This is a genomic window from Enterobacter cloacae complex sp. IR5458 (genome assembly GCF_049238025.1).
GTDB classification, from domain to species: Bacteria; Pseudomonadota; Gammaproteobacteria; order Enterobacterales; family Enterobacteriaceae; genus Enterobacter; species Enterobacter kobei.
The window spans coordinates 229,157-251,383 of record NZ_JBMKIF010000004.1 but is presented as its reverse complement, the minus strand read 5'-3'; the positions used below and the strand labels follow the sequence as shown (position 1 = coordinate 251,383).

Sequence of the window (22,227 nt, the reverse complement as noted above, 5' to 3'; positions counted from 1 at the left end):
AAGCAAGCCAACTTGTCGTCAAAATCGGTGTTGCAAAAACGGGAGTGACCATAGATTCGATTTTCTCTACAAGTGGGGCATGTTGCTGACCGTCGTCGCGCTGGTGGCGGTGTTTGGCCTGGCCTCGGACAACTTCCTCGATCCGAACAACATCATCAACATATTGCGCGCGATCGCCATCGTGACGGTGATTGCCATTGGCGTATCGATTTCGCTGACCGTCGGCGGGTTCGATCTCTCCGTGGGATCCACCGCGTCGCTGGCAAACGCGCTGGTGATATCGCTTTTCGTCTGGCACGGCTTCGGCACTACCGAGTCGATTCTGATTACCCTTGCGCTCTGCACGCTGGTGGGGCTGTTCAACGCGTTTCTGATCGTCATCCTGCGTATTCCGGACATGCTCGCGACCCTCGCCAGCCTGTTTGTGATCCAGGGCGTGGCGATGACTTACAGCTATGGCGGGTCGATTACCGAAAACATGGTGCTGCCGAGCGGTGATATGGCGGAAGGGACCATTCCGGCGGCGTTCAGCCTGCTGGGGCAGGTGCCGACCATCGTCATCATCATGCTGGTGGTGACGGTTCTCGCGCAGCTGGGATTGTCCCTCACCACGCATGGCCGACGCATGTACGCCATCGGCGGCAACCCGGAAGCCGCGCGCCTCTCCGGTATTCGCACCACGCGCTACAAGGTGGCAGCTTACGTGATCGCCTCGCTGCTGGCGGGGCTGGGCGGGATTTTGCTGGCCTCGCGCATTGGCTCGTCGCAGGTGAATGCCGGGGGCGGTTATCTGATGGATGCGGTGGCCGCGGCGTGGATCGGCTTCTCGCTGGCGGGTTCCGGCAAGCCGAACGCGCTGGGGACGCTGGTTGGGGCAGTTATTCTCGGCGTGCTGTCGAACGGGCTGGTGATGCTCTCCGTGCCGTATTACGCCATGGACATTATAAAAGGGCTGGTGCTCGCGGTGGCGCTGGCGATGACCTACATACAAAAACGCTGATAACACAACAGGATAAAAAATGAAAAAAATTGCACGCTCATTGGTAGCACTTGGATTATTGACTGCGCTGCCAGGCTTCGCGGCCACGCCCGCACCGGTGCCGGCTGCCATTGCGAACCACGAGGGTCCGATCCGCATCGCGGTGATCCGCAACCTCGGCTCCGACGACAACACCACGCAGTTTGTGGCGGGGGCGATTCAGGAAGGGAAGAAACTCGGCTTTAAGGTCGGCACTTTTTTAAGCAACGGGGACGATGCCAAATTCCAGGACTTCGTGAACCAGGCAATCAGCCAGAAGTACGACGGGATTATCCTGTCTCAGGGGCGCGATCCGTACTCCACCGCGCTGGTGAAGAAGGCGGTGGATGCCGGGATTAAAGTCGCCGTGTTTGATACGGCGGTGAACGGCGAGATCCCGGGCGTGACCGTTACTCAGCAGGATGATGCTTCGCTGACGAACCTCTCCTTCGGCCAGCTGGCGAAAGATTTCAACGGCAAGGCCAATATCGTCAAGCTGTGGGTGGCGGGCTTCCCGCCGATGGAGCGTCGTCAGGCGGCGTACAAGGAAATGCAAAAACAGTATCCGGAGATCAAAGAGCTGGAATCCATTGGCGCGGTCTCCTCTGACGTGCAGGGGGATACTGCCAACAAGGTGGGCGCTATCCTGGCGAAATACCCGAAAGGAAAAATCGACGCTATCTGGGGCACCTGGGATGCCTTCAGCCAGGGCGCGTATAAGGCGCTGAAAGAGAACGGGCGCACCGAGATCAAACTCTACAGCATCGATATATCTAACCAGGATCTGCAGCTGATGCGCGAGCCGGGCAGCCCGTGGAAGGTAAGCGTGGCGGTGGATCCGAAGTTGATTGGCGCAACCAACGTGCGTTTGATCGCCAATAAGATTGCCGGAGAAGCGACCCCGGCAACCTATGACTTTAAAGCCGCTGCCATTCCGCAGGCGCTGCTGACCGCCCAGCCGGGTGGGGTGAACGTGGCGTCGCTTGGGAAAATCATTCCGGGCTGGGGCCAGACGGACGATTTTATCGCGCCGTGGTTTGCGACGCTGGAAGCCCGGTCAAAATAATGCCCGGTGGCGCTTCGCTTACCGGGCCTACGGTTTTGTAGGCCGGATAAGGCGAAGCCGCCATCCGGCGAAAGGACGCAACGATGTCTGTATTACCTCAACCCGAATACAGCCGCAATATGCGGCTGATTGGCCATAGCGACCAGGGCGGTCGCCCGGACGGCGTGCAGCTGATGGTGCATCACGGTTTCGCGTATATCGGTCATATGGTGTCGCAGGGTTTTTCCATCGTCGATGTGCGCGACCCGAAAAACCCGAAAGCGGCAGGTTATGTTCCCGCGCCGCCCGGCACCTGGAACGTGCATTTGCAGGCTCATGACGATCTGTTGCTGGTGATCAACGCCCGGGATCTGTTTGCCGATGCCCGCTTTGCCGATGAGAAGGTTTACTACACCCGTCAGGTGGGGGAGACCGTCAGCGACGTGCGGGACAAAGGCTGGAGCGCCGGGCTGCGGGTGTTTGATATCTCTACCCCGGACAAGCCGCGTGAAATCGGCTTTCTTTCGCTGAGCGGCATCGGGATCCACCGCATCTGGTACGTCGGCGGGCGCTGGGCGTACGTGTCGGCGCTGATTGACGGCTTTACCGATTATATCTTTCTGACCATCGATCTGGCCGACCCGCGCAAGCCTGAAGTGGCGGGGCGCTGGTGGCTGCCGGGGATGAACCAGGCCGAAGGCGAACAGCCCAGCTGGCCGGAAGGGAAGCGCTACGCGCTGCACCACGCGATTATCGCCGGCGATACCGCCTATGGGAGCTGGCGCGACGGTGGCCTGACGCTGCTGGACGTGAAAGACCGCACTCAACCAAAGCTGATTAGCCATCGCAACTGGAGCCCGCCGTTTGGTGGCGGGACACATACCGCGCTGCCGCTGCCGGACCGTTCCCTGCTGGTGATGCTCGACGAAGCGGTGCTGGATAACCAGGAGGATGGGGAGAAGCTGATCTGGCTGTTTGATATCCGCGAGCCGTCGAACCCGGTGAGTATCTCGACTTTCCCGCAGCCGGATGAAACCGACTACGTGGCGAAAGGGGCGCACTTTGGGCCGCACAACCTGCACGAGAACCGGCCGGGGAGTTTTGTCAGCTCGACGCTGATTTTTGCCACTTACCAGAACGCGGGCGTACGCGCGTATGATATTTCCAACCCGTATCGCCCGGTGGAGACCGGTGCGCTGGTGCCAGCTGCGCCGGAAAGAATGATGGATACGCGGCCGAATCGCCCGCAGGTGATCCAGTCCTGCGACGTGTTTGTGGATGCTCAGGGGATTATCTACAGCACGGATTATAACGGTGGGTTGTCGGTGATTGAGTATTTAGGGTGAGTGCGGTTTGGTGCCCTCACCCCGCCCTCTCCCACAGGGAGAGGGAGAAAACCAGAAGCACTCAGCTGTACTGCCGCACGCGTGCCACCAGCTCTTCCGCGCTGTCGATGCGCTCGGCAATGACAATCAACGCCTTGCCGAGGGTAATCGCATGGCGCAGGCATTCGTGGCGCATGGCGTCATCCTGAATGGTGTCGATATCCGCGACGTGGGAAAGCCCGACGCTGCGGCGAATCAGTTCGGTGCCGCAGAAACCAATGGCGTCATGCCAGACCTTTTTCAGAAACGCGGAAGCATAGCCCGGCGCGCTGAGCGCGGCGTCTCGTGTTTTTTCGTTTGCGAATGCCTGGAAGCGCTCCGCGAAGGTGTTCCACAGAGCCTGAATGTCGATCAGGCGCTGCTCGCGGGCGGCGGCGGCATCGCGAATACCCAGATGCCCCGGCAGGCCGCAGAAGTTGAGCAGCAGGTTGCCAATGGCAGTGCCGACGTCAAAGCCAATCGGGCCAACGTAGCCGAACTCGGCGTCAATGGCCTTCAGACTGCCGTCCGCCACAAAAATGGAGCCGCTGTGAATATCCCCGTGCAGCAGCGCTTCAGCGTGTGAGAAAAAGCGATGCTTCAGGGAGGCCACGGCAATTTTCAACTGGGCATCGTCGCGCAGGGCGGCGACGTCATTTTCCAGCTCGACCGGGTAGTTGTTGCGTTCGTGGATCTGGTACGGATCGTTGAAGAACAGATCTTCGGTGATCTCACACATCTCCGGGTTGATGAATTTCGCTACCTGCGCTTTTTTCGCGTGCGGATGCAGGTAGAAATCGCTGGTGTGGAACAGCGTGTATGCGAGGTATTCACCCAGCTGACGCGCGGCCTGTGGATAGTGATTGTTTTTAATCAGCTCGCCGCGCCAGATGCGATGGCTGGAGAGATCCTCCATCACCATCACCGCCAGTTCCGGGTCAAAGTGGTGGATTTTCACGGTGTGCTGCGGGCTGTGCTGGTAATGCTCGACCAGGGTTTGCGCCTCCAGACGGGCGCGGTCCAGCGTCAGCGGCCAGGACTCGCCGACACAGCGCACGTAGGGCAGCGCCTGTTTGACGATGACGCGGCTTGTGCCCTGGGCATCGAAAATTTTGAAAACCAGATTGAGGTTGCCGTCGCCCACTTCCTGCGCCTCCACCAGCGAGGAAGGATCGTCGAGTCCACCAAACTGCCTGGCATACTCCACGGCGTCCTGAGGGGTAAAGGTACGGTATTGCGACATGGCCTGCTCCTCACGAGTTTGCTAATAAAGACATGTAGACGTCTATACATCTGGATTTCATCCTGACACAATGTGCTACAACAACGCAACAGGGAATTAACGACATGCAGACATTACAGACGACCAGCCTGCGGGTGGCGGATAATCAGCTCTTTATTCTCGACCAGCAGGCGCTTCCGCAGGAGAAACGCTGGCTTGAGGCCTCCACGGTAGAGACGCTGGTCGGGCATATCCATGCTCTGCGCGTGCGCGGTGCGCCGCTGATTGGTCTCTCTGCAAGCCTGCTGCTGGCATTGCTGGCGGAAAGCGGCAAAAGCCGTGATGAACTCGCCGTGGCGCTGGAAACCCTGCGCGCGTCCCGCCCGACGGCGGTGAACCTGATGAACAACCTTGACCGTATGAAGCTGGCGCTCTGGCAGGAAGATTTCGTTTCGGCGCTGGTGTCTGAAGCGCTGCGCCTGATTTCTGAAGACAGGCAGTTGTGTGACGCTATCGCCCGCGCGGGCAGCGCGCTGGTGACGCCCGGTAGCCGCCTGCTGACCCACTGCAACACCGGCGGGCTGGCAACGGCGGGCGTGGGCACGGCGCTGGGCGTGATTGCCCGCGCCTATCAGGAGGGAAATGTCAGCAACGTCTGGGTGGATGAAACCCGTCCGCTGCTGCAGGGCGGCAGGTTGACCGCGTGGGAGCTTGGCGAGCTGGGCGTGCCGTATCGGCTGATTACCGATTCCATGGCCGCCAGCCTGATGGCAAAAGGGGAAGTGGACGCCGTGTGGGTAGGGGCCGATCGCATTGCCGCTAACGGCGACGTGGCGAACAAAATCGGTACCTATTCCCTTGCGGTGCTGGCGAAATTCCACGGCATTCCGTTCTACGTGGCTGCCCCGCAAACAACCCTCGACCCGGAGTGCCCGAACGGAGATGCGATCCCGATTGAGCAGCGCGCCGCCAGTGAGGTGACGGGGGTGGCCGGAAGCTTTGGGGCGGTGCAGTGGGCGCCGGAAAACGCCCCGGTCTATAACCCGGCGTTTGACGTTACGCCAGCCTCGCTGATTAGCGGCTGGGTGCTGGATACGGGCGTAGTGACGCCGGAAGAGGTGGCAAACGGGAAATTCGCCTGAGTCCGGCTATCCTTTAAGGGGTTCCCTTTAGAGGACGATATCGTGACGCTTGACCCTGATACAGACTTAAAACTGGAGCGCGTGGTGGATGCACCGCGCGACCTGCTGTGGCTCTGCTGGACCACGCCCGAGCACATCAAAAACTTCTTCATTCCTGCTCCCCATAAAGTGACCGAATGCGACCTCGACCTGCGCGTGGGCGGTCGGTTCAATACCGTATTTGAGGTGGACGGACAGCGGATGGATAACCGGGGTGTGTTTCTTGAAATCGACCCGGGAAAAAAACTGGTCTTTACCGACGGTTATACGGAAGGCTGGAAGCCGGCCGAGAAGCCGTTTATGACGGCGATTTTGCTGCTGGAGGAGGTGGGCGAGGGCAAAACCCGCTATACGGCAATTGCGCGCCACCCGACGAAGGAAATTCGTGAGCAGCATGAACAGATGGGCTTCCACGAAGGGTGGGGGATTGTGCTGGATCAGCTGGTGGGGTATGTGAAGTCTCTTCGACCCCCTCTCCCTTGAGGGAGAGGGTTGGGGTGAGGGGGAGAATTCATTGATCAAGTCGAAGATAGATTTCTTTTTTTAGTATTCCTCATCTGACGAAATATTGGCTCTCCCTTTTCATCAAAGTATCTTTCCGGCCATATCACATCGGGCGGAATGTCTAGCGCCTGTGCGATAAGCAATTCACCTTTAGGCCATGGTCGGGTAAGCGCGTTTGCCAGGGTGGATGAGGAAAGGCCAGCCTTTCGGGACAACGCAGCCAGGCTTGTTCCATGTTTCTTTAGTGCGGCGATGATGTCGGCATGATGCCAGTTCTGATGACGCATTGTGTCCTCCTTACATGTATTTGTTACGTACTTAATTATCCCATTTTGGGATAAAAACACAATAGGAGGATATTCGATTTCAGGATATTAGTATGGAATCGGAACAATGGCCTCAGTCTATTCAGAAGAATACCAGCGTGTTATCAATGCGTTGAAGAAAGCTCGTAAGGAGAAGGGGATTACTCAGGCACAGCTTGCGGAAGCGCTGGGCAAACCGCAGTCGTTTATCGCTAAAGTGGAAAGCGGTGAACGCAGGTTAGACGTTGTGGAGTTTGTGCATCTGGCGAGGCTGGTTGGTGTGAATATATCGTTAATTTTGAATGAAATAATATAGATAAGAAAATACCAAAGTTAATAATAAGGTAAATGATAAAACATGGTGCTCAAGGGGCTAAAATGAATGATAAATTACAAATTTATGCTGAAAATATTAAAAGTACTGGTTTTATTTTAGAAAGTAAAGTCTCTGATTTTTTAAATAATCACGGCTGGGGGGTTATTAATAATAAATATTATATAGATGATGTTCAAAGTGTTGCGCGAGAAATAGATATTATTGCTTACAAAGCGACAAAAGTTAGAGATGTATTAGTTTATACAACTCTCATAATTAGTTGTAAGAAAAATGAAGAAAATGTTTGGGCATTATTAGTGAAAAAAATTAAGCCCAATGATCCTAATATTGATTATGAGCCATTGAAAAACTGGAGTAATCACCCAATACTAAACTATGAATTAAATTTTAATAACAAAGAGAAAATCGGCGTGCCGGATGGTATTGTTTATGAGAAAATTTTCAACGTGACAAAAAATGTTTTTGCTTTTCAAGAAATGAGTAAGAAAAGTGGAAGATCAAATAATGATAAAAATATATTCAATTCAATAACGTCATTGATGAAAGCGCAGTCTTATGAGTTAACCTCTTTATCTTCCAGAAAAAAAGAACGTAGTGTTTATTTTTTCCATCTAATGTCATTAATTGATAGTGAGATGATACTACTGGATTGTGAAGGAGATGAAATACATCCAAGCGAAACGGAATCGCATACTATCATAAGTAATTATATTATAAATGGTGAATCGACTGCTTCAAAAATAAATTTCATGACACTTAATGGTTTTTTAAATAATGAAATTTATTATCAAAAACTTCACGAGCATTATGTAACTTATATCAATAAATGCTTTTCGAGTTTTTACAATGATGCTTTTTCTAATATTGATAAACGTAAGATTTTAACAAAAGAGCTATGGCATAAGTATGGGGCAAAGTTATCGCTCCAAGTAATGAGGGGTTTTAAAGTATATGATCGTTTTAGCATAGATGACATCTGGCCTTCTGATAATTCGCTAATAGTTGAGATAACTACTAAGAGTTCGCAGCTTAACGAGCTGTTGGAGGGTAGCGAAAAGATAAAAGAACAACTTCGACTTTATATTGAAGATGTTTTTAACATAAAAGTGAATAAAAAAATATCTTTTATAGATGATATTCCATTTTGATTCAGTTAAAAGTGCCATTGATTAACGTTAATGGCACTAGAAGTGTAAATACCTATGCGAGGCGTGGATACGCATCCGCGATCGCATCACCGGTAAACTGCGCAACCCAGCCTTCCGGGTTATCGAAAATACGGATCGCGGTAAAGTTCGGCTCTGAACCCATATCAAACCAGTGCGGCGTACCCGCGGGTACGGAGATCAGATCGTTTTTCTCGCACAAAACCTGATAGACCTCATCGCCAATGTGCAGGCAGAACAATCCCGCGCCTTCCACGAAGAAGCGCACTTCATCTTCGCCGTGAGTATGTTCGCTCAGGAACTTTGCGCGCAGCGCGTCTTTTTGTGGGTTATCGGCCCGCAGGCTGATGACGTCCCAGCTCTGATAACCTTTCTCTGCCACCAGTTTGTCGATCGCATGCTGGTAAGCCTCAATCACCGCCTCCGGGGCGGGATCCTGACCTAAATCGCGGTCCGCGTCCCAGCGTTCAAAACGTACGCCTTTGGCGTTGAGCTGCCGGGCGATCTCGGCGGCGTCGGTGCTGTGCCACTTTGGTTGACTGGCGTCTTTATCAGAATAGACAGTTAATGCGCTCATGAAGGGATCTGCTCCGGGTTTATCTCGTCAAACTGGTGAACCTGATGGTGATGGCTTGCCCCGTCATCATCGCCGCGAATCAGCTGCAGGCTACGAAAGCCTGCCTGTTCAGCCGCGTCCAGCTCCTGATGAATATCTGACAGGAACAGGATCTGCGACGGCGCGATGCCCGTTTGGGCCGCAATGTTCTGGTAAGACGCCACCTCGCGCTTGGCGCCGATGTGGGTATCAAAATAGCCGCTGAACAGATGAGTAATATCACCTTCGTCGCTGTAGCCAAATAACAGTTTCTGTGCGGCGACCGATCCCGAGGAATAAACATAGAGATCAATCCCTTGCGCTTTCCATTTTTCCAGCGCAGGCAGGACGTCCGGGTAGAGGTGGCCGGTAAAGTCGCCATTCACGTAGCCATCGTGCCAGATGATCCCCTGAAGCGCTTTGAGCGCGGTGGATTTACGGTCTTCATCCATAAAGGCAAAGAGGGCGTCAATAAGCTCGCTGACGCTGGCGTGCGGGTTACCGATTTCATCGCGCAGATTGTCCAGAATGGATTTGACCGGCTCGGCGTACTGCTGCGCGGTGACGAACGCCGCCAGCCGCTCACGCGCGTAGGGGAACAAAACATCGTGGACAAAACGGATATCGCTGGTGGTCCCTTCAATATCCGTCACAATTGCGCGAATCATACTCTCTCCAGTTGTCGTAAACGCATTTCGCATTCAAAAAGAAATTCAAGTCCTTCCAGATGGCGGCGGGCCTCGGCCACATCGCGTCCCCAGCAGGTTAAGCCATGACCGCGCAGAAGAAAACCATAATTAAGCGGGCGTTCCTGCGCGTAATGGGCGATTCGCGAGGCGAGGGCGTCGATATCCTGGTCATTGTCAAACACCGGGATGGAGACGGTATCCAGATGGGTGGCCTGTCCGGTAAGCGATTTTTGCATCTCAAAGCCGCTGATGTTCAGCTCGGTTTCCCTGACCAGACGTGACAGCACCGTCGCGTTGACGGTGTGAACGTGCAGGACAGCGTTGGCCTCGGGGAACAGGCGATAAATGAGGGTGTGTAGCCCGGTCTCTGCCGACGGCTTGCGGCCTGACGGCGCACGGTTTGTGGCGATCTCGACCTGCAGAAAATCCGCCGTGGTCAGGCTGCCTTTGTCTTTACCGGATTCGCTCAACCAGCAGAGGTGTTCATCCTCTCGCACAGACATGTTGCCACCGGTGGCGGGTGCCCAGCCTTTGGCGCCAATCCAGCGGCAGGCGTCGACAAGTTGTGTGAGTTGCAGGTTGTCTGCCATTGCCTTTTACCTCTCGACCAGGAATATTGATATGGTATAGACGTCTAAGCGTCTTGATTGCCAAATGGTAACATCGTGTTATAGTGGCAGCAACATAAGTATTACATGCAGGCACCGCATAATGAGTAATAACGCATTGATTCCTCAGAGTAAACTTCCTAATCTCGGCACCACCATCTTTACGCAGATGAGCGCTCTGGCACAGCAGCACAACGCCATTAATCTCTCTCAGGGATTCCCGGATTTTGACGGACCGGCCTGGTTGCAGGAACGACTGGCGTACCACGTTGCGCAGGGAGCAAATCAGTATGCGCCGATGACGGGCGTGCAGGCGCTGCGGGAAGCCATTGCAGATAAAACGGCGGAATTGTATGGCCATAAACCGGATGCGAATAGCGACATCACGGTGACGGCAGGGGCGACCGAAGCGCTGTATGCGGCCATCACCGCGCTGGTGCGCGCGGGCGATGAGGTCATCTGTTTTGACCCCAGTTACGACAGCTACGCGCCTGCGGTTGAACTCTCTGGCGGCGTGGTGAAACGCGTGGCGCTGCAGCCGCCGCATTTCCGCCCGGACTGGCGGGCGTTCACTGCGCTGCTGAGCGATAAAACGCGGCTGGTGATCCTGAATACGCCCCATAACCCGTCTGCGAGCGTGTGGCAGAAAGCCGATTTTGCCGCGCTGTGGCAGGCCATTGCCGAACGTGAAATTTATGTCCTGAGCGACGAGGTGTATGAGCACATCTGTTTTACTAAAGAAGGGCACGCCAGCGTGCTGGCCCATCCGCAGCTTCGTGAACGTGCCGTGGCCGTGTCGTCATTTGGCAAAACGTACCATATGACCGGCTGGAAGGTGGGGTATTGCGTGGCACCTGCCGCCATCAGCGCTGAATTACGTAAGGTACACCAGTACCTGACGTTTGCGGTGAATACCCCGGCTCAGCTGGCGCTGGCGGACATGCTACGCGATGAACCACAGCATTATCGCGACCTGCCGGATTTTTACCGTGCACGCCGGGATCTGTTTGTGACCGCACTGGCTCAAAGCCGCCTGGAAATTTTGCCTTCCGAAGGGACGTACTTCCTGCTGGCTGACTACAGCGCCATTTCCGATCTGGATGATGTCAGTTTCTGCCAGTGGCTGACAAAAGAAGTCGGCGTGGCCGCTATTCCGTTGTCGGTGTTCTGCGCCGATCCTTTTCCGCATAAACTGATTCGTCTCTGCTTTGCGAAGCAGGAATCGACGCTACTGGCCGCGGCAGAGCGTTTGAACACGCTCTGATTATTTCACCGTCCAGGCTTCTGAGTAACGACGGTCTGCAAACAGTTCCAGCAGGCCGTTGATTTGTTTGAGACGCAGCACCTCGTCACCATCCATACCGAGCTCTTCGCTAATTCTTTCATTGCTCCAGCCAAGCTGCGCAAGTTCTCGAACGATTTCAGACATCGCGTTAATTTGATGCCGCCCGCGTGCGCGGTTGTGTCGGATGGTCGAGGCCATGCGGTCATATTTACCGAGTCGTTCCTGACGCAGGCACGTGACAGGCAGGTAACCCTTCAGCTTGCGCTTTAACGCAGCCCGACTTTTGCCAATCTCATGACGATGAAAACCATCCACAATTTCATAATGTTGGGGTTCGTTTTCTGTTACAACAATAGGCTGGGTGAATCCATCAAGTTCCAGCGACTTAATGAGCAACCGTTTTTCCGGTGGGGCAACATTATTGGGGTTGTAATCGTTAGCCGTGATAGCGTCCTGTTTGATCCACAATACGCAGTCGATGGGTTGATCGTTAAACGGGCTATATTTATGCAGTGCCTGGCGAAAGGCATTAATGGCGTTAATTTGGTCCTCTTCAGGAAGTGACTGAAGGTACGTTTCGATTTCGTTGATTATTCTTTGTCGCATAAAATGCCCCACTCCTTGCGTTTTGCCTTCACTCTGTCGCTGTAGCGCTGATAATGTTTGGGTTTGTTTGGGCTGAAAGACAGCGCTCTGCACCAGTAGTCGTTATTAAGTAAAACCTTACAAACGCGGCGCCATGAAGGGATGTCTTTGGCACCGATATCGCCCTCCTGGGTATCGGGAATATCCTCCATGCCCCTCTTCTGGTACCAGTGCAGATATATGGCGATTTTATTGCGGTAATGCTCGGCCGTATTCTGCGGCATGCTGTCGAGAAGCAGCAGGGCATATTCCCGCCAGCAAAGATGGTCCGGCTTGAGTATTTTGCGGTGGCCGTAAAAATGGTTGTCGTGCCCGGCGTAAATTCCGCCGCTGCGCGCGCCGCTGACGCGTGCGCACATGGTCGCCCAGCGTTCGGGATCTACAACATGATAGAGCCATAAGCCCTGACGCTGTTCCGGGCCAAAAGGTTCGCAGATGCGCATATAGCGCGGTGGTACGCCGGCCTGATACATAAGGTCATAGAGTGTGTTATAGCTATTGCCGGTTTTTGCAAACCAGGTCCAGATATCCGCGGTTTTCCAGTCGTAGAGAGGATAGATATACCAGGCATGCCCACCCGGGGCGACGGTCGTCCAGGGTTTATCATCGGCAAAGCGTTGTTTACGCGCTGATGCGATAGCCAGAAAACGGTTGTATGACTCATCGGCGCGTATCCCGACCATGACGGCGGCCGGTCGGTTGAGAGAGAACCAGTCCGAGAAACTGCGCACAAAGGTCTCAAAAGACATTCCCCCCTGGTAAAAGGGGAAAAAGGCGGGATCTGTTATGGCATCGTCAGGCGGTTGCCGTACCCACTCGGTATTGGGTTCCCAGCATTGCCACTCTGGCTGGAATTGCGACAGGGAATTTTGCGTGGTGAGGGGAAGCGCGACCCACCAGAAACGATCGATGACATCGCTGTATAAGGCGCGCATATGTTCGACATGATTAATGGTGTAAGTAAATTGCGCTTCCCAGTCTATAAAGAGAACGTCTATTTTGCGTTTCATTTTACGAGCGCATAATGCCGTCAGATGTAACATGACGGTGGAATCTTTTCCCCCTGAAAAAGAGACACACACCCTGGATAAATTCTCCAGGGTCCATTTTATTCGCTCTTGCGTGGCATCGACTACGTTTTGATTCAATGGAAATTTGTAAAGTGACATATCAATCCATTACTGAGTGATACTGATCAGATGGCGCATGAATAATGGGGATGATACTCTTAGAAAGAAGATAATTATAGGTAAAAATTAATCATATAATTACGCTAAATACATTTCCCTTGTGAATGCATTAAAAGTAACTGACTGCTGTAAACAGTCAGTTATAATTATTGGGGTAAGTTTAAGTCATCAATAAAATTGGAGAAGGAAGCATTATTCAGTGCTGAGCGATTGTACATCATATAAACCGGGACTGTCGGGAAGGTAATGTCAGTCTCAATCTTACGGAGATTTAATGCCGGGCCATACTGCTCAAAGGCTGGCGTAGGGGCTAATCCAATCAGATCGGAATTGCCTATCATCGACAGCAGTGAGATAAACGAGTCGCTGCGGAACAGGATATTTCGTTCGGGAAGCAGTTGCTCAGTATGCTCCTGAAAATTCTTTACGCTCAACTCATCACTCAGGAAGGCCGTAAATTTTTCCTGAAGAATTTCGTCACGCGTCGCCTGTAAACCCAGGCGGGGGTGATCCTGACGGCAAACCAGCGTAAAAGACATCTGCTGGAACAAGCAGCAGGCCGTTGAACGGCTATTCAGCGGGGCGAAAGAGAAGACAAGGTCCGCTTTCCGGTATGCCAGCAGGTCTTCTGCTGAGTCCGGGGCAAGGAAGACATCATGCAGCTCAACCTGATAGTTATACTTCTCGATCAGGATTTTCATCGGATCCAGCATGATTTTAGGCGTCATAAACTGCGGACCGTAAATGACAAAGCTCTTCTTCAACCCGTTGCTGTGCATCATATTGATGGTTTGCTCAAGCTGATTGAGGTTTTGTTCAAGATGATGATGAAGGTTGACGCCAACCGTAGTGGGGGTGATGCCCTTACCTGAACGAATAAACAAGGGATCGTTGAGTTGTCCGCGCAGACGCTGCAATGACTGACTCACTGCTGAGGGAGTAATATAGAGCGTCTCAGCCGCTTTACTGATACTCAAATGTTGATAGATACATTCAAAAATGACTAGCAGGTTGAGATCAAATTTTTTAAGATCGTAGAGATTTGCCATGTGTCGTCCTGATGATGTCGTGTTTGCATGAGTTATCACATCACTGATAACTATAGTTTGAAGTTAACCATTTACAATCCTTTCGGTTAACTCTCTTAATTTTAAATTAAACGCGTCTTAATATATCACGACGTCAGATTATTAAAATAGTACTTCAAAGATGATTAAGATAATTTTATCTCACTAAGAGGCACTTTAATTGACAATTTTCATTTATATATTGAGTTATTTTTATAATAAAAATTAATTTATAACGCCCCGTCATTATGTTCGAAACTGCCTATCACAGCCATAGGCAGGAATGCCTCTCCCGTGGATTGCTCAAGCCTGGCACGGATGGTGTAATTAAACGGCTGTTACCACCTTGATGTTAAGGGCGTAGAGCGCAACGCAACGCCAGCTTAAGCTGGCACTGAATGTACCTGCGGGGAATTCAGGTAAAAGGGCCGCCCGTAGAGGCGGCCTTTTTACTTTTGGCGTTTCCTTTAAAAGGTTCACCTTACTGTCTTGTTGATGTTGTTAGGTATGGCTGATTGATTTGATAAAGCAAACGCATTAGCCCCGATGAGCAAAGTTAGTTACCTTACATCTCAACGAAAACACGGAGGAAGTACAGATGTCTTTGATTAATACCAAAATTAAACCTTTCAAAAACCAGGCGTTCAAAAACGGTGAGTTCATTGAAGTCACTGAGAAAGATACTGAAGGTCGCTGGAGCGTGTTCTTCTTCTATCCGGCTGACTTTACCTTCGTTTGCCCGACCGAACTGGGTGACGTGGCTGACCACTATGAAGAACTGCAGAAGCTGGGCGTAGACGTTTACTCTGTCTCTACCGATACCCACTTCACCCACAAAGCGTGGCACAGCAGCTCTGAAACCATCGCGAAAATTAAATACGCGATGATCGGCGACCCGACTGGCGCCCTGACCCGTAACTTCGACAATATGCGTGAAGATGAAGGTCTGGCCGACCGTGCGACCTTCGTTGTTGACCCGCAGGGCATTATCCAGGCTATCGAAGTTACCGCTGAAGGTATCGGCCGTGATGCGTCTGACCTGCTGCGTAAAGTGAAAGCCGCTCAGTACGTGGCTTCCCACCCAGGCGAAGTGTGCCCGGCGAAATGGAAAGAAGGCGAAGCGACGCTGGCTCCATCTTTAGACCTGGTCGGCAAGATCTAAGTCTGCAAAGCCTGGCGGCGCCGCGTTTGCACAGGCCTACAGTATCGTAGGGCGGGTAAACGAAGTGCCACCCGGCAATCCATGGGCGCGCCCGCGCCCATTTCATTAGCACCATGATGCAAGTTGCATTCAGGCCGCCCCTATAAGGCAGCTTGCATGATGACGTCTTAAGAGAGGGAAGAACAATGCTCGACGCGAATATGAAAACCCAGCTCAAGGCCTACCTTGAGAAACTGACCAAACCTGTTGAGCTGATTGCCACGCTGGATGACAGCGCGAAATCGGCAGAGATCAAGGAACTGCTGGCAGAGATCGCTGAACTGTCACCGAAAGTGACCTTCAAAGAAGACAATACGCTTGCAGTCCGTAAGCCTTCTTTCCTGATCGCCAACCCGGGTTCTGATCAGGGGCCGCGCTTTGCCGGCTCTCCGCTGGGGCATGAATTTACCTCACTGGTGCTGGCGCTGCTGTGGACCGGTGGGCATCCGTCTAAAGAAGCGCAGGCTCTGCTGGAGCAGATCCGCGACATCGACGGTGATTTCGAGTTTGAAACCTATTACTCACTCTCCTGTCACAACTGCCCGGACGTGGTGCAGGCGCTGAATCTGATGTCGGTGCTGAACCCGCGCATTAAACACACGGCGATTGACGGCGGTACGTTCCAGAATGAGATCACCGAGCGTAACGTAATGGGCGTGCCGGCGGTCTATCTGAATGGTCAGGAGTTTGGTCAGGGCCGCATGACGCTGACGGAAATTGTTGCCAAAGTGGATACTGGCGCAGAAAAACGCGCAGCAGAAGCGCTGAACAAACGTGATGCCTACGATGTACTGATCGTCGGTTCCGGCCCGGCGGGCGCGGCAGCGGCGGTTTACTCCGCGCGTAAAGGGATCCGTACCGGTCTGATGGGCGAACGCTTTGGTGGTCAGGTACTGGATACCGTGGACATCGAAAACTACATTTCCGTGCCGAAAACCGAAGGCCAGAAACTGGCTGGCGCACTTAAAGCGCACGTCAGCGACTATGACGTGGATGTCATCGACAGCCAGAGCGCCAGCAAGCTGGTTCCTGCTGCGGTCGAAGGCGGTTTACACCAGATTGAAACGGCATCCGGCGCGGTGCTGAAAGCGCGTAGCATTATCATTGCCACCGGCGCGAAATGGCGCAACATGAACGTTCCGGGTGAAGATCAGTACCGCACCAAAGGTGTGACCTACTGCCCGCACTGTGACGGTCCGCTGTTTAAAGGTAAACGCGTAGCGGTGATCGGCGGCGGTAACTCCGGCGTGGAAGCGGCTATCGACCTGGCGGGGATTGTGGAACATGTGACCCTGCTGGAGTTCGCGCCAGAGATGAAGGCCGACCAGGTTCTGCAGGATAAAGTTCGCAGCCTGAAAAACGTCGACATCATCCTGAACGCGCAGACCACGGAAGTGAAGGGCGACGGCAGCAAAGTGACCGGCCTGGAATACCGTGACCGCATCAGCGGCGACGTGCATAGCGTTCAGCTTTCGGGGATTTTCGTGCAGATTGGTCTGCTGCCAAACACCACCTGGCTGGAAGGCGCGATTGAGCGCAACCGTATGGGCGAGATCATCATTGATGCGAAATGTGAAACCAGCGTAAAAGGCGTCTTCGCCGCAGGTGACTGTACGACCGTGCCGTACAAACAGATCATCATTGCCACGGGCGAAGGTGCGAAAGCGTCCCTGAGTTCGTTTGACTATCTGATTCGCACCAAAACAGCATAAAAAAAAGTAAGACGATACCTGCAGTAGCCACCTCATCATGGGGTGGCTTTTTTATTGGTTTTTTTTATTCTCAATTATTGTCGTGATTGAACGCTTCATGCGTTAACTACCTGCTTCGATCAAAGAAATTAATAAGCCTGCTGATAATATCTCGTCGTTTTCTGTTGATAAATATTTATATTTCACATGAATGATAAAGATATATTCACACCTTCAATATATGAGGCGTTAACACCCTTTGAAATAAAGGGGTTGATGTTTCGTGATTTCTTCAACGCGGCGGATATGACCTCGCGATGCGCCTCGTTACGCTATTTTTTCCCTGAGAGTGAGTCCTGGCCGCAGGATGAGGCGTTAAACGTCGAGTATGACTTTAATGCGCTGTTTGTCGGCCCGGCGACGCTGCTGGCGCCACCTTATGCCTCGGTTTATCTGGACGACGAGCCTCTGCTGATGGGGGCGACGACGCTGAGCGTGCGCGAATTCCTGCAGAGCATTGGGCTCTCCGTCACCGCGGAAAATAGCGTCCCCGACGACCATATCAGCTATGAAATTGAATTGGCCGTGATGCTATTAGTGCATGCCAGACATTCACCGCAATATCATGAAGCACTTACCCGTTTTGTCCGCGCGCATCTCGAATTATGGCTCCCGGCATTTATCGCAAAAATAAAGGATTGTGCGAAAACAGCCGTAATTAAATGCCTCGCCGTGCTACTGACTAATTGGTTTGATGAATTAAAAACGAGAGTAATATTATGACTATTGATAAAGGGCAGCTTAACCGGCGCTCCTTTTTAAAAGGACTGATTGCGCTAGGTACCGTCGCCGCATTACCCGGCGGATTATTATCCTCCCGATGTGCCATGGCACAACCGCCCATTCCGTTTAACCCGAAAACCTACAAAATCTTCCGTAACGCCTGTCCGCGTAACTGCTATGACACCTGCAGCTTAAAAACGTGGGTGAAAGATGACGTGATTACCTTCGTCGAGGGGGCAAGCGAATCCACCTTTACCCACGGTGCGCCGTGCGTGAAAGGGCTGACCTACCCGCGCCGGGTCTACTCGCCGGACCGTATAAAATACCCGATGATTCAGGACGGACGCGGCAGCGGCAAATGGCGACGCATCTCCTGGGATGAGGCCATGCAGCGGATCGCCAGCAAGATGCTGGAGATCAAAAAGAAAGATGGCTCCCTGCTTGGCCTGGCGCTGACCAAATATTCCGGCAACCTGGGGGTGATGAGCTATGCCGTGGAGGGGATGATGTCCTCGCTCGGCTACACCACGCGTTTTGCCGGTACGCCGTGCTGGCCTGCGGGCATTGACGCACAGCACTACGACATGGGCGACATGTGGTGTAACGACCCGGAAGATCTGGTTAAAGCCAAATACATTATCCTCTGGGGGGCGAACCCGGCCTGGTGCTCCATGCACACCATGAAGTACATCTATCAGGCCCGCGAGAAAGGGGCGAAAGTGGTGGTTATCGATCCGCTGTTCTCGCAAACTGCCGCGAAAGCCGACCTCTATCTGCGCGTGCGTTCAGGTTCAGACGGTGCGCTGGCGCTGGGTATGGCGCGCCATCTGGTGGACACCGGCCGCGTGGACCAGGAGTTCGTCAATCATTTCGCGCACGGGTATCCGGAGTTTGAGCAGTACTTGCTCAACAACATCACGGTAGAGTGGGCATCGGAAATTTGTGGTCTGGCGCCGGATGTGATTCGCCAGCTTGCCGAGGAGTTCACGGCGGTTAAGCCCTCCACCGTCTGGATTGGCTACGGTATGCAGCGCCACGTGAACGGCGGTGCGAACGTGCGTGCGATTGATGCCTTTGTCGCCATGACCGGCAATATCGGCGTAGAAGGCGGTGGCGCTCGCTACGGCCATCTGCAGACCTGGGGCTATAACTACCACGCAATGACGCAGACACCCCCGGTGGGTTCTGTAGGGATGGAAGGGGCATCAGGCCCGGTGGGCGAGTTTGTCAGCGATAGCGGCGAAAAGCGCAAGTACTCTGACCGCGCGCTCAACCTGAACCAGACTGCGCAAAGCATTCTGGACGCCAACGATCCCCCTATCCGCATGCTGTGGGTGGCTTGTAAGAACCCGTTTGCCCAGGACTTCGACCGCAACAAGATGAAAAAAGCGTTCGACAAGCTGGAAATGGTGGTGTGCGTGGATCAGTTCTTTAACGAGACGGTTCAGCACGCGGATATCGTTCTGCCTGTCACCACCACCTTCGAGCACTGGAGCGCCTCTTCGTCTTACTGGCACTACTGGCTGACGGTAAACGAACCTGCCATCAAGCCGATGTACGAATGCAAGAGCGACCTGGATATTGCCGTGTTGCTCTCCCGTACCATCAACAAAATGGAACCGGGCTCTTGCACCTTCCCACAGGATGTTGACCAGAAAAAATGGCTGGATCTGGAATTCAACGACGGGCTGGCGAAGCAGTTTGGCATCAGCTCCTGGGACGATCTGCTGAAGGGGCCGGTGAAGGCCAAAATGCCGAGCAGCGCAGCCTGGCACGATCGGAAGTTCAAAACGCCGTCAGGCAAGTATGAGTTTTTATCCGCGCGCTGCGAAGAGAACGGCCATAAAGCACTGCCGGAATATCTGCCAGCCGCAGAAGGTAAACTGCCGTTCCAGCTCTTTACGCCGCACCTGCAGTACGGCCTGCATTCGCAGTTCGTTAACCTTGACTGGATGCAGGTCTTCTGGCCGGAGCCCTTTGTCTATATCCACCCGGTTGCTGCGAAGAAAAAGGGGATCCGAGACCTGGCGACAGTGCGGGTATTCAACGAGATCGGCGAGGTTCAACTGCGTGCCAAAGTCACCACCAATGTACCGGAAGATTTCCTGGTCATGTACGAATCCTGGTTCAACAAGCTCAGCTATAACGTGCAGAACGTGGTGAAAGATACCCCGGCCGATATGGGTAAAATGGCCACCGGTGCACCGGGCGCGGCTATTCACGATCAGTTTGTCGATATTGTCCTCATTGCCAATGAAGGAGCGGACGCATGAGACGCGCATTTTTAGTGAACAGTGATAAATGTATTGGTTGCCGCGGATGCGCCATGGCCTGTAAGAGCTTCAACCAGCTCGAACCCGAACGTTTCTGGCGCTATGTCTACCCGCTGGATAAAGAAATTTACCCGCATGAGGAGCGTGCGTTCTTTTCGCTGGCCTGTAACCACTGTGAAAACCCCGCTTGTCTGGCGGCGTGCCCGGTGGAAGCCTACACCAAACGTGATGATGGCGTGGTGGTGCATAATCCTGAGCGCTGCATCGGCTGTAAAAACTGTATCCGCAATTGTCCGTATGGCGCTCCGCGCTTCAATGAGGAAACGCAGAAGGCCGAGAAGTGCAGCATGTGCTATGAGCGACTGGATATCGGCTTGAATCCTGCCTGCGTTAACGCCTGTCCGGTTGGGGCGCTGACCCTGATCGATCTGGATGCCGATCCGCTGCCAAATAATGCCGTGCAGTATCCGCCGGGCTTCCCAAAAATGCCGCAGCTTAATCCGGGTACGCGCTTCATTCTGGCACGCCAGCCGAAACAGCCGGGGGACAAATAATGGAAAAGTACGAACTGCCGTTGGTGATTTTTACCGTGCTGAGCCAGATGTCCGTTGGGATGACGCTGCTGTTGAGCTGGCGCACGCTGCGTGGCGAAGTGCAGGGCAACCGTCTTCACTGGCTGATCACGGGGCTGATCCTGGGGGTTGCCTCCATCGCCGCGGTATTGCATCTGGCGCACCCGGAACACGCTTATAATGCGTTAATCAACCTGAAACATGCCTGGCTGAGCCGTGAGATTCTCGGCGCGACGCTTTATGGCGGCACAATTGGCCTGGCTTTCCTTACGAAAGGCAATAAAGGCGCAGCGCTGCTGGCGTCCCTGTTCGGGATACTGCTGGTGGTGGTGCAGGGGATGACCTACGCCGCGCCGGCGATGCAGGCCATTGCCAACGGCATCACCATGATGCTGTTCTTTGCCACCGTCTGGGTGCTGGGTTGTGCAGCCACGCCGCTGCTCGGGATGAAAGCGTCAGCTGTCGCACTGCGTCAGGGCATTATCGCCCTGATGGCGCTGCTGATTGCCGCTCCGGTACTCTGGCTCAGCGGCGGCACCATCATGAAAATGACCGCTCACGCCTGGTTAAGCTCGCCGCTCTATCTGGGCAGCCTGCTGTGCTGCGTCGTGGGGTTCACGTTGTCGCTAAGGCGCCATCCGATGCAGAAAGCCGTATTTGTTATCCTGCTGGTGGGCGTGGTGCTCAGCCGCCTGACCTTCTTCGGTGATACCGTCAGTACCATCGTCAATATTGGTCATCTGTACTGATAAACAAAACCCCGCGCAAGCGGGGTTTTTTTTGGGCAGTTAACGGACCACCATCACCGGAATGTGGGTATGGCGGATCACGCTGGAGGCGTTTGACCCCAGCAGGTGAGTGGTGATGGAAGGATTGCGTGAACCGATCACCACCACGTCTGCATTCAGCTCCGCGGCCAGTTCATTGACGGCATCGCGTACGCTACCGAACCGGACGTGGGTTTTGATGCGCGACGGGTCGATGCTGAAATGCCCGACCATGGTTTGCAGGCGCGTCTCGGCTTCGTGCTGTAAGTGCTCTTCGAAGCGACGCACATCGGCGGCAAAGCGGTGCAGACTCAGGCTGGCGGAGCCCGGCAAGACATGTAAAAGGTGAATAATACCGTCCTGCTGTGCGAGAAATTCCGCGTGACGCACTGCTTTGTCACTCAGTTCCATTTCAAAAACATCAACCGGCATAATGATTCTCTGATACATACCCGTTTCTCCTTGTTTATAAACGCTGAAATCATTCAACCACAAAATAGTTATGGATTCTGTAATCACTCCGTCAATTTTGATGACGATCGTGATGCCGCGAAAAAAATCATTGCGCAGCGTGCGGGGCAGAGCGGTGACGTGAGCGTTCACCAGTGGCGTTCAAGGTAAAGCACAGCCGAGACGATGATGGCCACAAAAAGTAAAAAAATGAATGTGATCACCACTATCTCACCCATGACCGTCCCCACGGCACCAAAACAGATTAA

The 22,227-nt window shown here is 53.5% G+C and carries 24 protein-coding genes; 14 read left to right on the top strand and 10 right to left on the bottom strand.

The features are described from left to right. The 3 genes from ACOTYN_RS05315 to ACOTYN_RS05305 form a co-directional block, all read left to right on the top strand. On the top strand, positions 1-1,000 hold a 1,000-nt coding region (locus ACOTYN_RS05315; protein ID WP_421634511.1), incomplete at its 5' end, for an ABC transporter permease. Between the two features lie 19 nt (positions 1,001-1,019). Next, the gene (locus ACOTYN_RS05310) at positions 1,020-2,084 is read left to right on the top strand and encodes a sugar ABC transporter substrate-binding protein (RefSeq protein ID WP_332956528.1); all 1,065 of its coding nucleotides are present in this window, start codon (positions 1,020-1,022) and stop codon (positions 2,082-2,084) included. 83 nt (positions 2,085-2,167) lie between these two features. Beyond that, positions 2,168-3,409, top strand: a complete 1,242-nt coding sequence (locus ACOTYN_RS05305) for an LVIVD repeat-containing protein (protein WP_071922491.1) — start codon at positions 2,168-2,170, stop codon at positions 3,407-3,409. A gap of 61 nt (positions 3,410-3,470) precedes the next feature. Here the strand turns inward: ACOTYN_RS05305 and mtnK are convergent, their stop codons facing one another. Continuing rightward, entirely contained in the window at positions 3,471-4,670 is a 1,200-nt protein-coding gene (gene mtnK / locus ACOTYN_RS05300; protein ID WP_071922490.1) for an S-methyl-5-thioribose kinase, read from the bottom strand. 104 nt (positions 4,671-4,774) lie between these two features. On the opposite strand from mtnK, the gene mtnA reads away from it, so the two are divergent. Both mtnA and ACOTYN_RS05290 read left to right on the top strand, forming a co-directional pair. Then, positions 4,775-5,791 (top strand): S-methyl-5-thioribose-1-phosphate isomerase, encoded by a 1,017-nt coding sequence (gene mtnA, locus ACOTYN_RS05295; RefSeq protein ID WP_248189523.1) that lies wholly within the window; start codon positions 4,775-4,777, stop codon positions 5,789-5,791. Between the two features lie 42 nt (positions 5,792-5,833). Continuing rightward, positions 5,834-6,313 carry an SRPBCC family protein gene (locus ACOTYN_RS05290; RefSeq protein WP_063433607.1) on the top strand — a complete coding sequence of 160 codons (480 nt, stop codon included), beginning with the start codon at positions 5,834-5,836 and terminating at the stop codon, positions 6,311-6,313. Positions 6,314-6,348: 35 nt separating this feature from the next. On the opposite strand, the gene ACOTYN_RS05285 is transcribed toward ACOTYN_RS05290, so the two are convergent. Continuing rightward, positions 6,349-6,621 carry a helix-turn-helix domain-containing protein gene (locus tag ACOTYN_RS05285; RefSeq protein ID WP_071922489.1) on the bottom strand — a complete coding sequence of 91 codons (273 nt, stop codon included), beginning with the start codon at positions 6,619-6,621 and terminating at the stop codon, positions 6,349-6,351. A gap of 106 nt (positions 6,622-6,727) precedes the next feature. Between ACOTYN_RS05285 and ACOTYN_RS05280 the strand changes: the two genes are divergently transcribed. Further along, entirely contained in the window at positions 6,728-6,955 is a 228-nt protein-coding gene (locus tag ACOTYN_RS05280) for a helix-turn-helix domain-containing protein (protein ID WP_071922488.1), read from the top strand. A 62-nt stretch (positions 6,956-7,017) separates the two neighbouring features. Then, on the top strand, positions 7,018-8,124 hold the full coding sequence (locus tag ACOTYN_RS05275) for a hypothetical protein (protein ID WP_071922487.1): 1,107 nt from the start codon (positions 7,018-7,020) through the stop codon (positions 8,122-8,124). A gap of 52 nt (positions 8,125-8,176) precedes the next feature. Here the strand turns inward: ACOTYN_RS05275 and ACOTYN_RS05270 are convergent, their stop codons facing one another. The 3 genes from ACOTYN_RS05270 to ACOTYN_RS05260 are packed head-to-tail and all read right to left on the bottom strand — an operon-like array spanning position 8,177 to position 10,016. Then, entirely contained in the window at positions 8,177-8,719 is a 543-nt protein-coding gene (locus ACOTYN_RS05270) for a 1,2-dihydroxy-3-keto-5-methylthiopentene dioxygenase (protein ID WP_014882967.1), read from the bottom strand. Continuing rightward, positions 8,716-9,405, bottom strand: a complete 690-nt coding sequence (gene mtnC / locus ACOTYN_RS05265; RefSeq protein ID WP_332956537.1) for an acireductone synthase — start codon at positions 9,403-9,405, stop codon at positions 8,716-8,718. The genes ACOTYN_RS05270 and mtnC overlap by 4 nt, the downstream gene beginning before the upstream one ends. After that, a complete protein-coding gene (locus ACOTYN_RS05260) occupies positions 9,402-10,016 on the bottom strand; it encodes a methylthioribulose 1-phosphate dehydratase (protein WP_332956539.1) in 615 nt (204 codons plus the stop codon). The genes mtnC and ACOTYN_RS05260 overlap by 4 nt, the downstream gene beginning before the upstream one ends. A 121-nt stretch (positions 10,017-10,137) precedes the next feature. On the opposite strand from ACOTYN_RS05260, the gene ACOTYN_RS05255 reads away from it, so the two are divergent. Continuing rightward, positions 10,138-11,298 carry a pyridoxal phosphate-dependent aminotransferase gene (locus tag ACOTYN_RS05255; protein ID WP_332956541.1) on the top strand — a complete coding sequence of 387 codons (1,161 nt, stop codon included), beginning with the start codon at positions 10,138-10,140 and terminating at the stop codon, positions 11,296-11,298. Here the strand turns inward: ACOTYN_RS05255 and ACOTYN_RS05250 are convergent, their stop codons facing one another. The 3 genes from ACOTYN_RS05250 to citR all read right to left on the bottom strand — a co-directional run bounded on the left by ACOTYN_RS05250 (position 11,299) and on the right by citR (position 14,203). After that, positions 11,299-11,925: an IbrB-like domain-containing protein gene (locus ACOTYN_RS05250; protein WP_014882971.1), complete on the bottom strand. Its 627-nt coding sequence runs from the start codon at positions 11,923-11,925 to the stop codon at positions 11,299-11,301. Beyond that, positions 11,910-13,133: a phosphoadenosine phosphosulfate reductase gene (locus ACOTYN_RS05245; protein ID WP_332956543.1), complete on the bottom strand. Its 1,224-nt coding sequence runs from the start codon at positions 13,131-13,133 to the stop codon at positions 11,910-11,912. The genes ACOTYN_RS05250 and ACOTYN_RS05245 overlap by 16 nt, the downstream gene beginning before the upstream one ends. Positions 13,134-13,300: 167 nt before the next feature. Beyond that, positions 13,301-14,203: a DNA-binding transcriptional repressor CitR gene (gene citR, locus ACOTYN_RS05240; RefSeq protein WP_045134270.1), complete on the bottom strand. Its 903-nt coding sequence runs from the start codon at positions 14,201-14,203 to the stop codon at positions 13,301-13,303. Between the two features lie 616 nt (positions 14,204-14,819). Here citR and ahpC point away from each other — a divergent pair. The 6 genes from ahpC to ACOTYN_RS05210 all read left to right on the top strand — a co-directional run bounded on the left by ahpC (position 14,820) and on the right by ACOTYN_RS05210 (position 21,490). After that, positions 14,820-15,383 carry an alkyl hydroperoxide reductase subunit C gene (ahpC, locus tag ACOTYN_RS05235; RefSeq protein WP_014882974.1) on the top strand — a complete coding sequence of 188 codons (564 nt, stop codon included), beginning with the start codon at positions 14,820-14,822 and terminating at the stop codon, positions 15,381-15,383. Positions 15,384-15,568: 185 nt separating this feature from the next. Continuing rightward, positions 15,569-17,134 carry an alkyl hydroperoxide reductase subunit F gene (gene ahpF / locus ACOTYN_RS05230; RefSeq protein WP_014882975.1) on the top strand — a complete coding sequence of 522 codons (1,566 nt, stop codon included), beginning with the start codon at positions 15,569-15,571 and terminating at the stop codon, positions 17,132-17,134. A 186-nt stretch (positions 17,135-17,320) separates the two neighbouring features. Continuing rightward, positions 17,321-17,896 carry a TorD/DmsD family molecular chaperone gene (locus tag ACOTYN_RS05225; RefSeq protein ID WP_032637205.1) on the top strand — a complete coding sequence of 192 codons (576 nt, stop codon included), beginning with the start codon at positions 17,321-17,323 and terminating at the stop codon, positions 17,894-17,896. Next, positions 17,893-20,169, top strand: coding sequence for a molybdopterin-dependent oxidoreductase (locus ACOTYN_RS05220; RefSeq protein WP_045134268.1), 2,277 nt, complete (start codon positions 17,893-17,895; stop codon positions 20,167-20,169). Before ACOTYN_RS05225 ends, ACOTYN_RS05220 begins: the two co-directional genes overlap by 4 nt. Further along, on the top strand, positions 20,166-20,723 hold the full coding sequence (locus tag ACOTYN_RS05215) for a 4Fe-4S dicluster domain-containing protein (RefSeq protein WP_014882978.1): 558 nt from the start codon (positions 20,166-20,168) through the stop codon (positions 20,721-20,723). Before ACOTYN_RS05220 ends, ACOTYN_RS05215 begins: the two co-directional genes overlap by 4 nt. Beyond that, positions 20,723-21,490, top strand: a complete 768-nt coding sequence (locus ACOTYN_RS05210; protein ID WP_023332383.1) for a dimethyl sulfoxide reductase anchor subunit family protein — start codon at positions 20,723-20,725, stop codon at positions 21,488-21,490. Before ACOTYN_RS05215 ends, ACOTYN_RS05210 begins: the two co-directional genes overlap by 1 nt. 39 nt (positions 21,491-21,529) lie before the next feature. Here ACOTYN_RS05210 and uspG read toward each other — a convergent pair whose 3' ends face one another. Then, positions 21,530-21,958 (bottom strand): universal stress protein UspG, encoded by a 429-nt coding sequence (uspG, locus tag ACOTYN_RS05205; RefSeq protein WP_014882980.1) that lies wholly within the window; start codon positions 21,956-21,958, stop codon positions 21,530-21,532. A 149-nt stretch (positions 21,959-22,107) separates the two neighbouring features. Then, positions 22,108-22,197, bottom strand: coding sequence for a small membrane protein YldA (yldA, locus tag ACOTYN_RS05200; RefSeq protein ID WP_350028918.1), 90 nt, complete (start codon positions 22,195-22,197; stop codon positions 22,108-22,110). Positions 22,198-22,227: the final 30 nt, after the last annotated feature.

What these genes read in the sequence shown, in the direction of transcription:
- ACOTYN_RS05310 (WP_332956528.1), top strand. Translation starts at nt 1,020, where the DNA reads ATGAAAAAAATTGCACGCTCATTGGTAGCACTTGGATTATTGACTGCG.
- ACOTYN_RS05305 (WP_071922491.1), top strand. Translation starts at nt 2,168, where the DNA reads ATGTCTGTATTACCTCAACCCGAATACAGCCGCAATATGCGGCTGATT.
- mtnK (WP_071922490.1), bottom strand. Translation starts at nt 4,670, where the DNA reads ATGTCGCAATACCGTACCTTTACCCCTCAGGACGCCGTGGAGTATGCC.
- mtnA (WP_248189523.1), top strand. Translation starts at nt 4,775, where the DNA reads ATGCAGACATTACAGACGACCAGCCTGCGGGTGGCGGATAATCAGCTC.
- ACOTYN_RS05285 (WP_071922489.1), bottom strand. Translation starts at nt 6,621, where the DNA reads ATGCGTCATCAGAACTGGCATCATGCCGACATCATCGCCGCACTAAAG.
- ACOTYN_RS05280 (WP_071922488.1), top strand. Translation starts at nt 6,728, where the DNA reads ATGGCCTCAGTCTATTCAGAAGAATACCAGCGTGTTATCAATGCGTTG.
- ACOTYN_RS05275 (WP_071922487.1), top strand. Translation starts at nt 7,018, where the DNA reads ATGAATGATAAATTACAAATTTATGCTGAAAATATTAAAAGTACTGGT.
- ACOTYN_RS05270 (WP_014882967.1), bottom strand. Translation starts at nt 8,719, where the DNA reads ATGAGCGCATTAACTGTCTATTCTGATAAAGACGCCAGTCAACCAAAG.
- mtnC (WP_332956537.1), bottom strand. Translation starts at nt 9,405, where the DNA reads ATGATTCGCGCAATTGTGACGGATATTGAAGGGACCACCAGCGATATC.
- ACOTYN_RS05260 (WP_332956539.1), bottom strand. Translation starts at nt 10,016, where the DNA reads ATGGCAGACAACCTGCAACTCACACAACTTGTCGACGCCTGCCGCTGG.
- ACOTYN_RS05255 (WP_332956541.1), top strand. Translation starts at nt 10,138, where the DNA reads ATGAGTAATAACGCATTGATTCCTCAGAGTAAACTTCCTAATCTCGGC.
- ACOTYN_RS05250 (WP_014882971.1), bottom strand. Translation starts at nt 11,925, where the DNA reads ATGCGACAAAGAATAATCAACGAAATCGAAACGTACCTTCAGTCACTT.
- ACOTYN_RS05245 (WP_332956543.1), bottom strand. Translation starts at nt 13,133, where the DNA reads ATGTCACTTTACAAATTTCCATTGAATCAAAACGTAGTCGATGCCACG.
- citR (WP_045134270.1), bottom strand. Translation starts at nt 14,203, where the DNA reads ATGGCAAATCTCTACGATCTTAAAAAATTTGATCTCAACCTGCTAGTC.
- ahpC (WP_014882974.1), top strand. Translation starts at nt 14,820, where the DNA reads ATGTCTTTGATTAATACCAAAATTAAACCTTTCAAAAACCAGGCGTTC.
- ahpF (WP_014882975.1), top strand. Translation starts at nt 15,569, where the DNA reads ATGCTCGACGCGAATATGAAAACCCAGCTCAAGGCCTACCTTGAGAAA.
- ACOTYN_RS05225 (WP_032637205.1), top strand. Translation starts at nt 17,321, where the DNA reads ATGAATGATAAAGATATATTCACACCTTCAATATATGAGGCGTTAACA.
- ACOTYN_RS05220 (WP_045134268.1), top strand. Translation starts at nt 17,893, where the DNA reads ATGACTATTGATAAAGGGCAGCTTAACCGGCGCTCCTTTTTAAAAGGA.
- ACOTYN_RS05215 (WP_014882978.1), top strand. Translation starts at nt 20,166, where the DNA reads ATGAGACGCGCATTTTTAGTGAACAGTGATAAATGTATTGGTTGCCGC.
- ACOTYN_RS05210 (WP_023332383.1), top strand. Translation starts at nt 20,723, where the DNA reads ATGGAAAAGTACGAACTGCCGTTGGTGATTTTTACCGTGCTGAGCCAG.
- uspG (WP_014882980.1), bottom strand. Translation starts at nt 21,958, where the DNA reads ATGTATCAGAGAATCATTATGCCGGTTGATGTTTTTGAAATGGAACTG.
- yldA (WP_350028918.1), bottom strand. Translation starts at nt 22,197, where the DNA reads ATGGGTGAGATAGTGGTGATCACATTCATTTTTTTACTTTTTGTGGCC.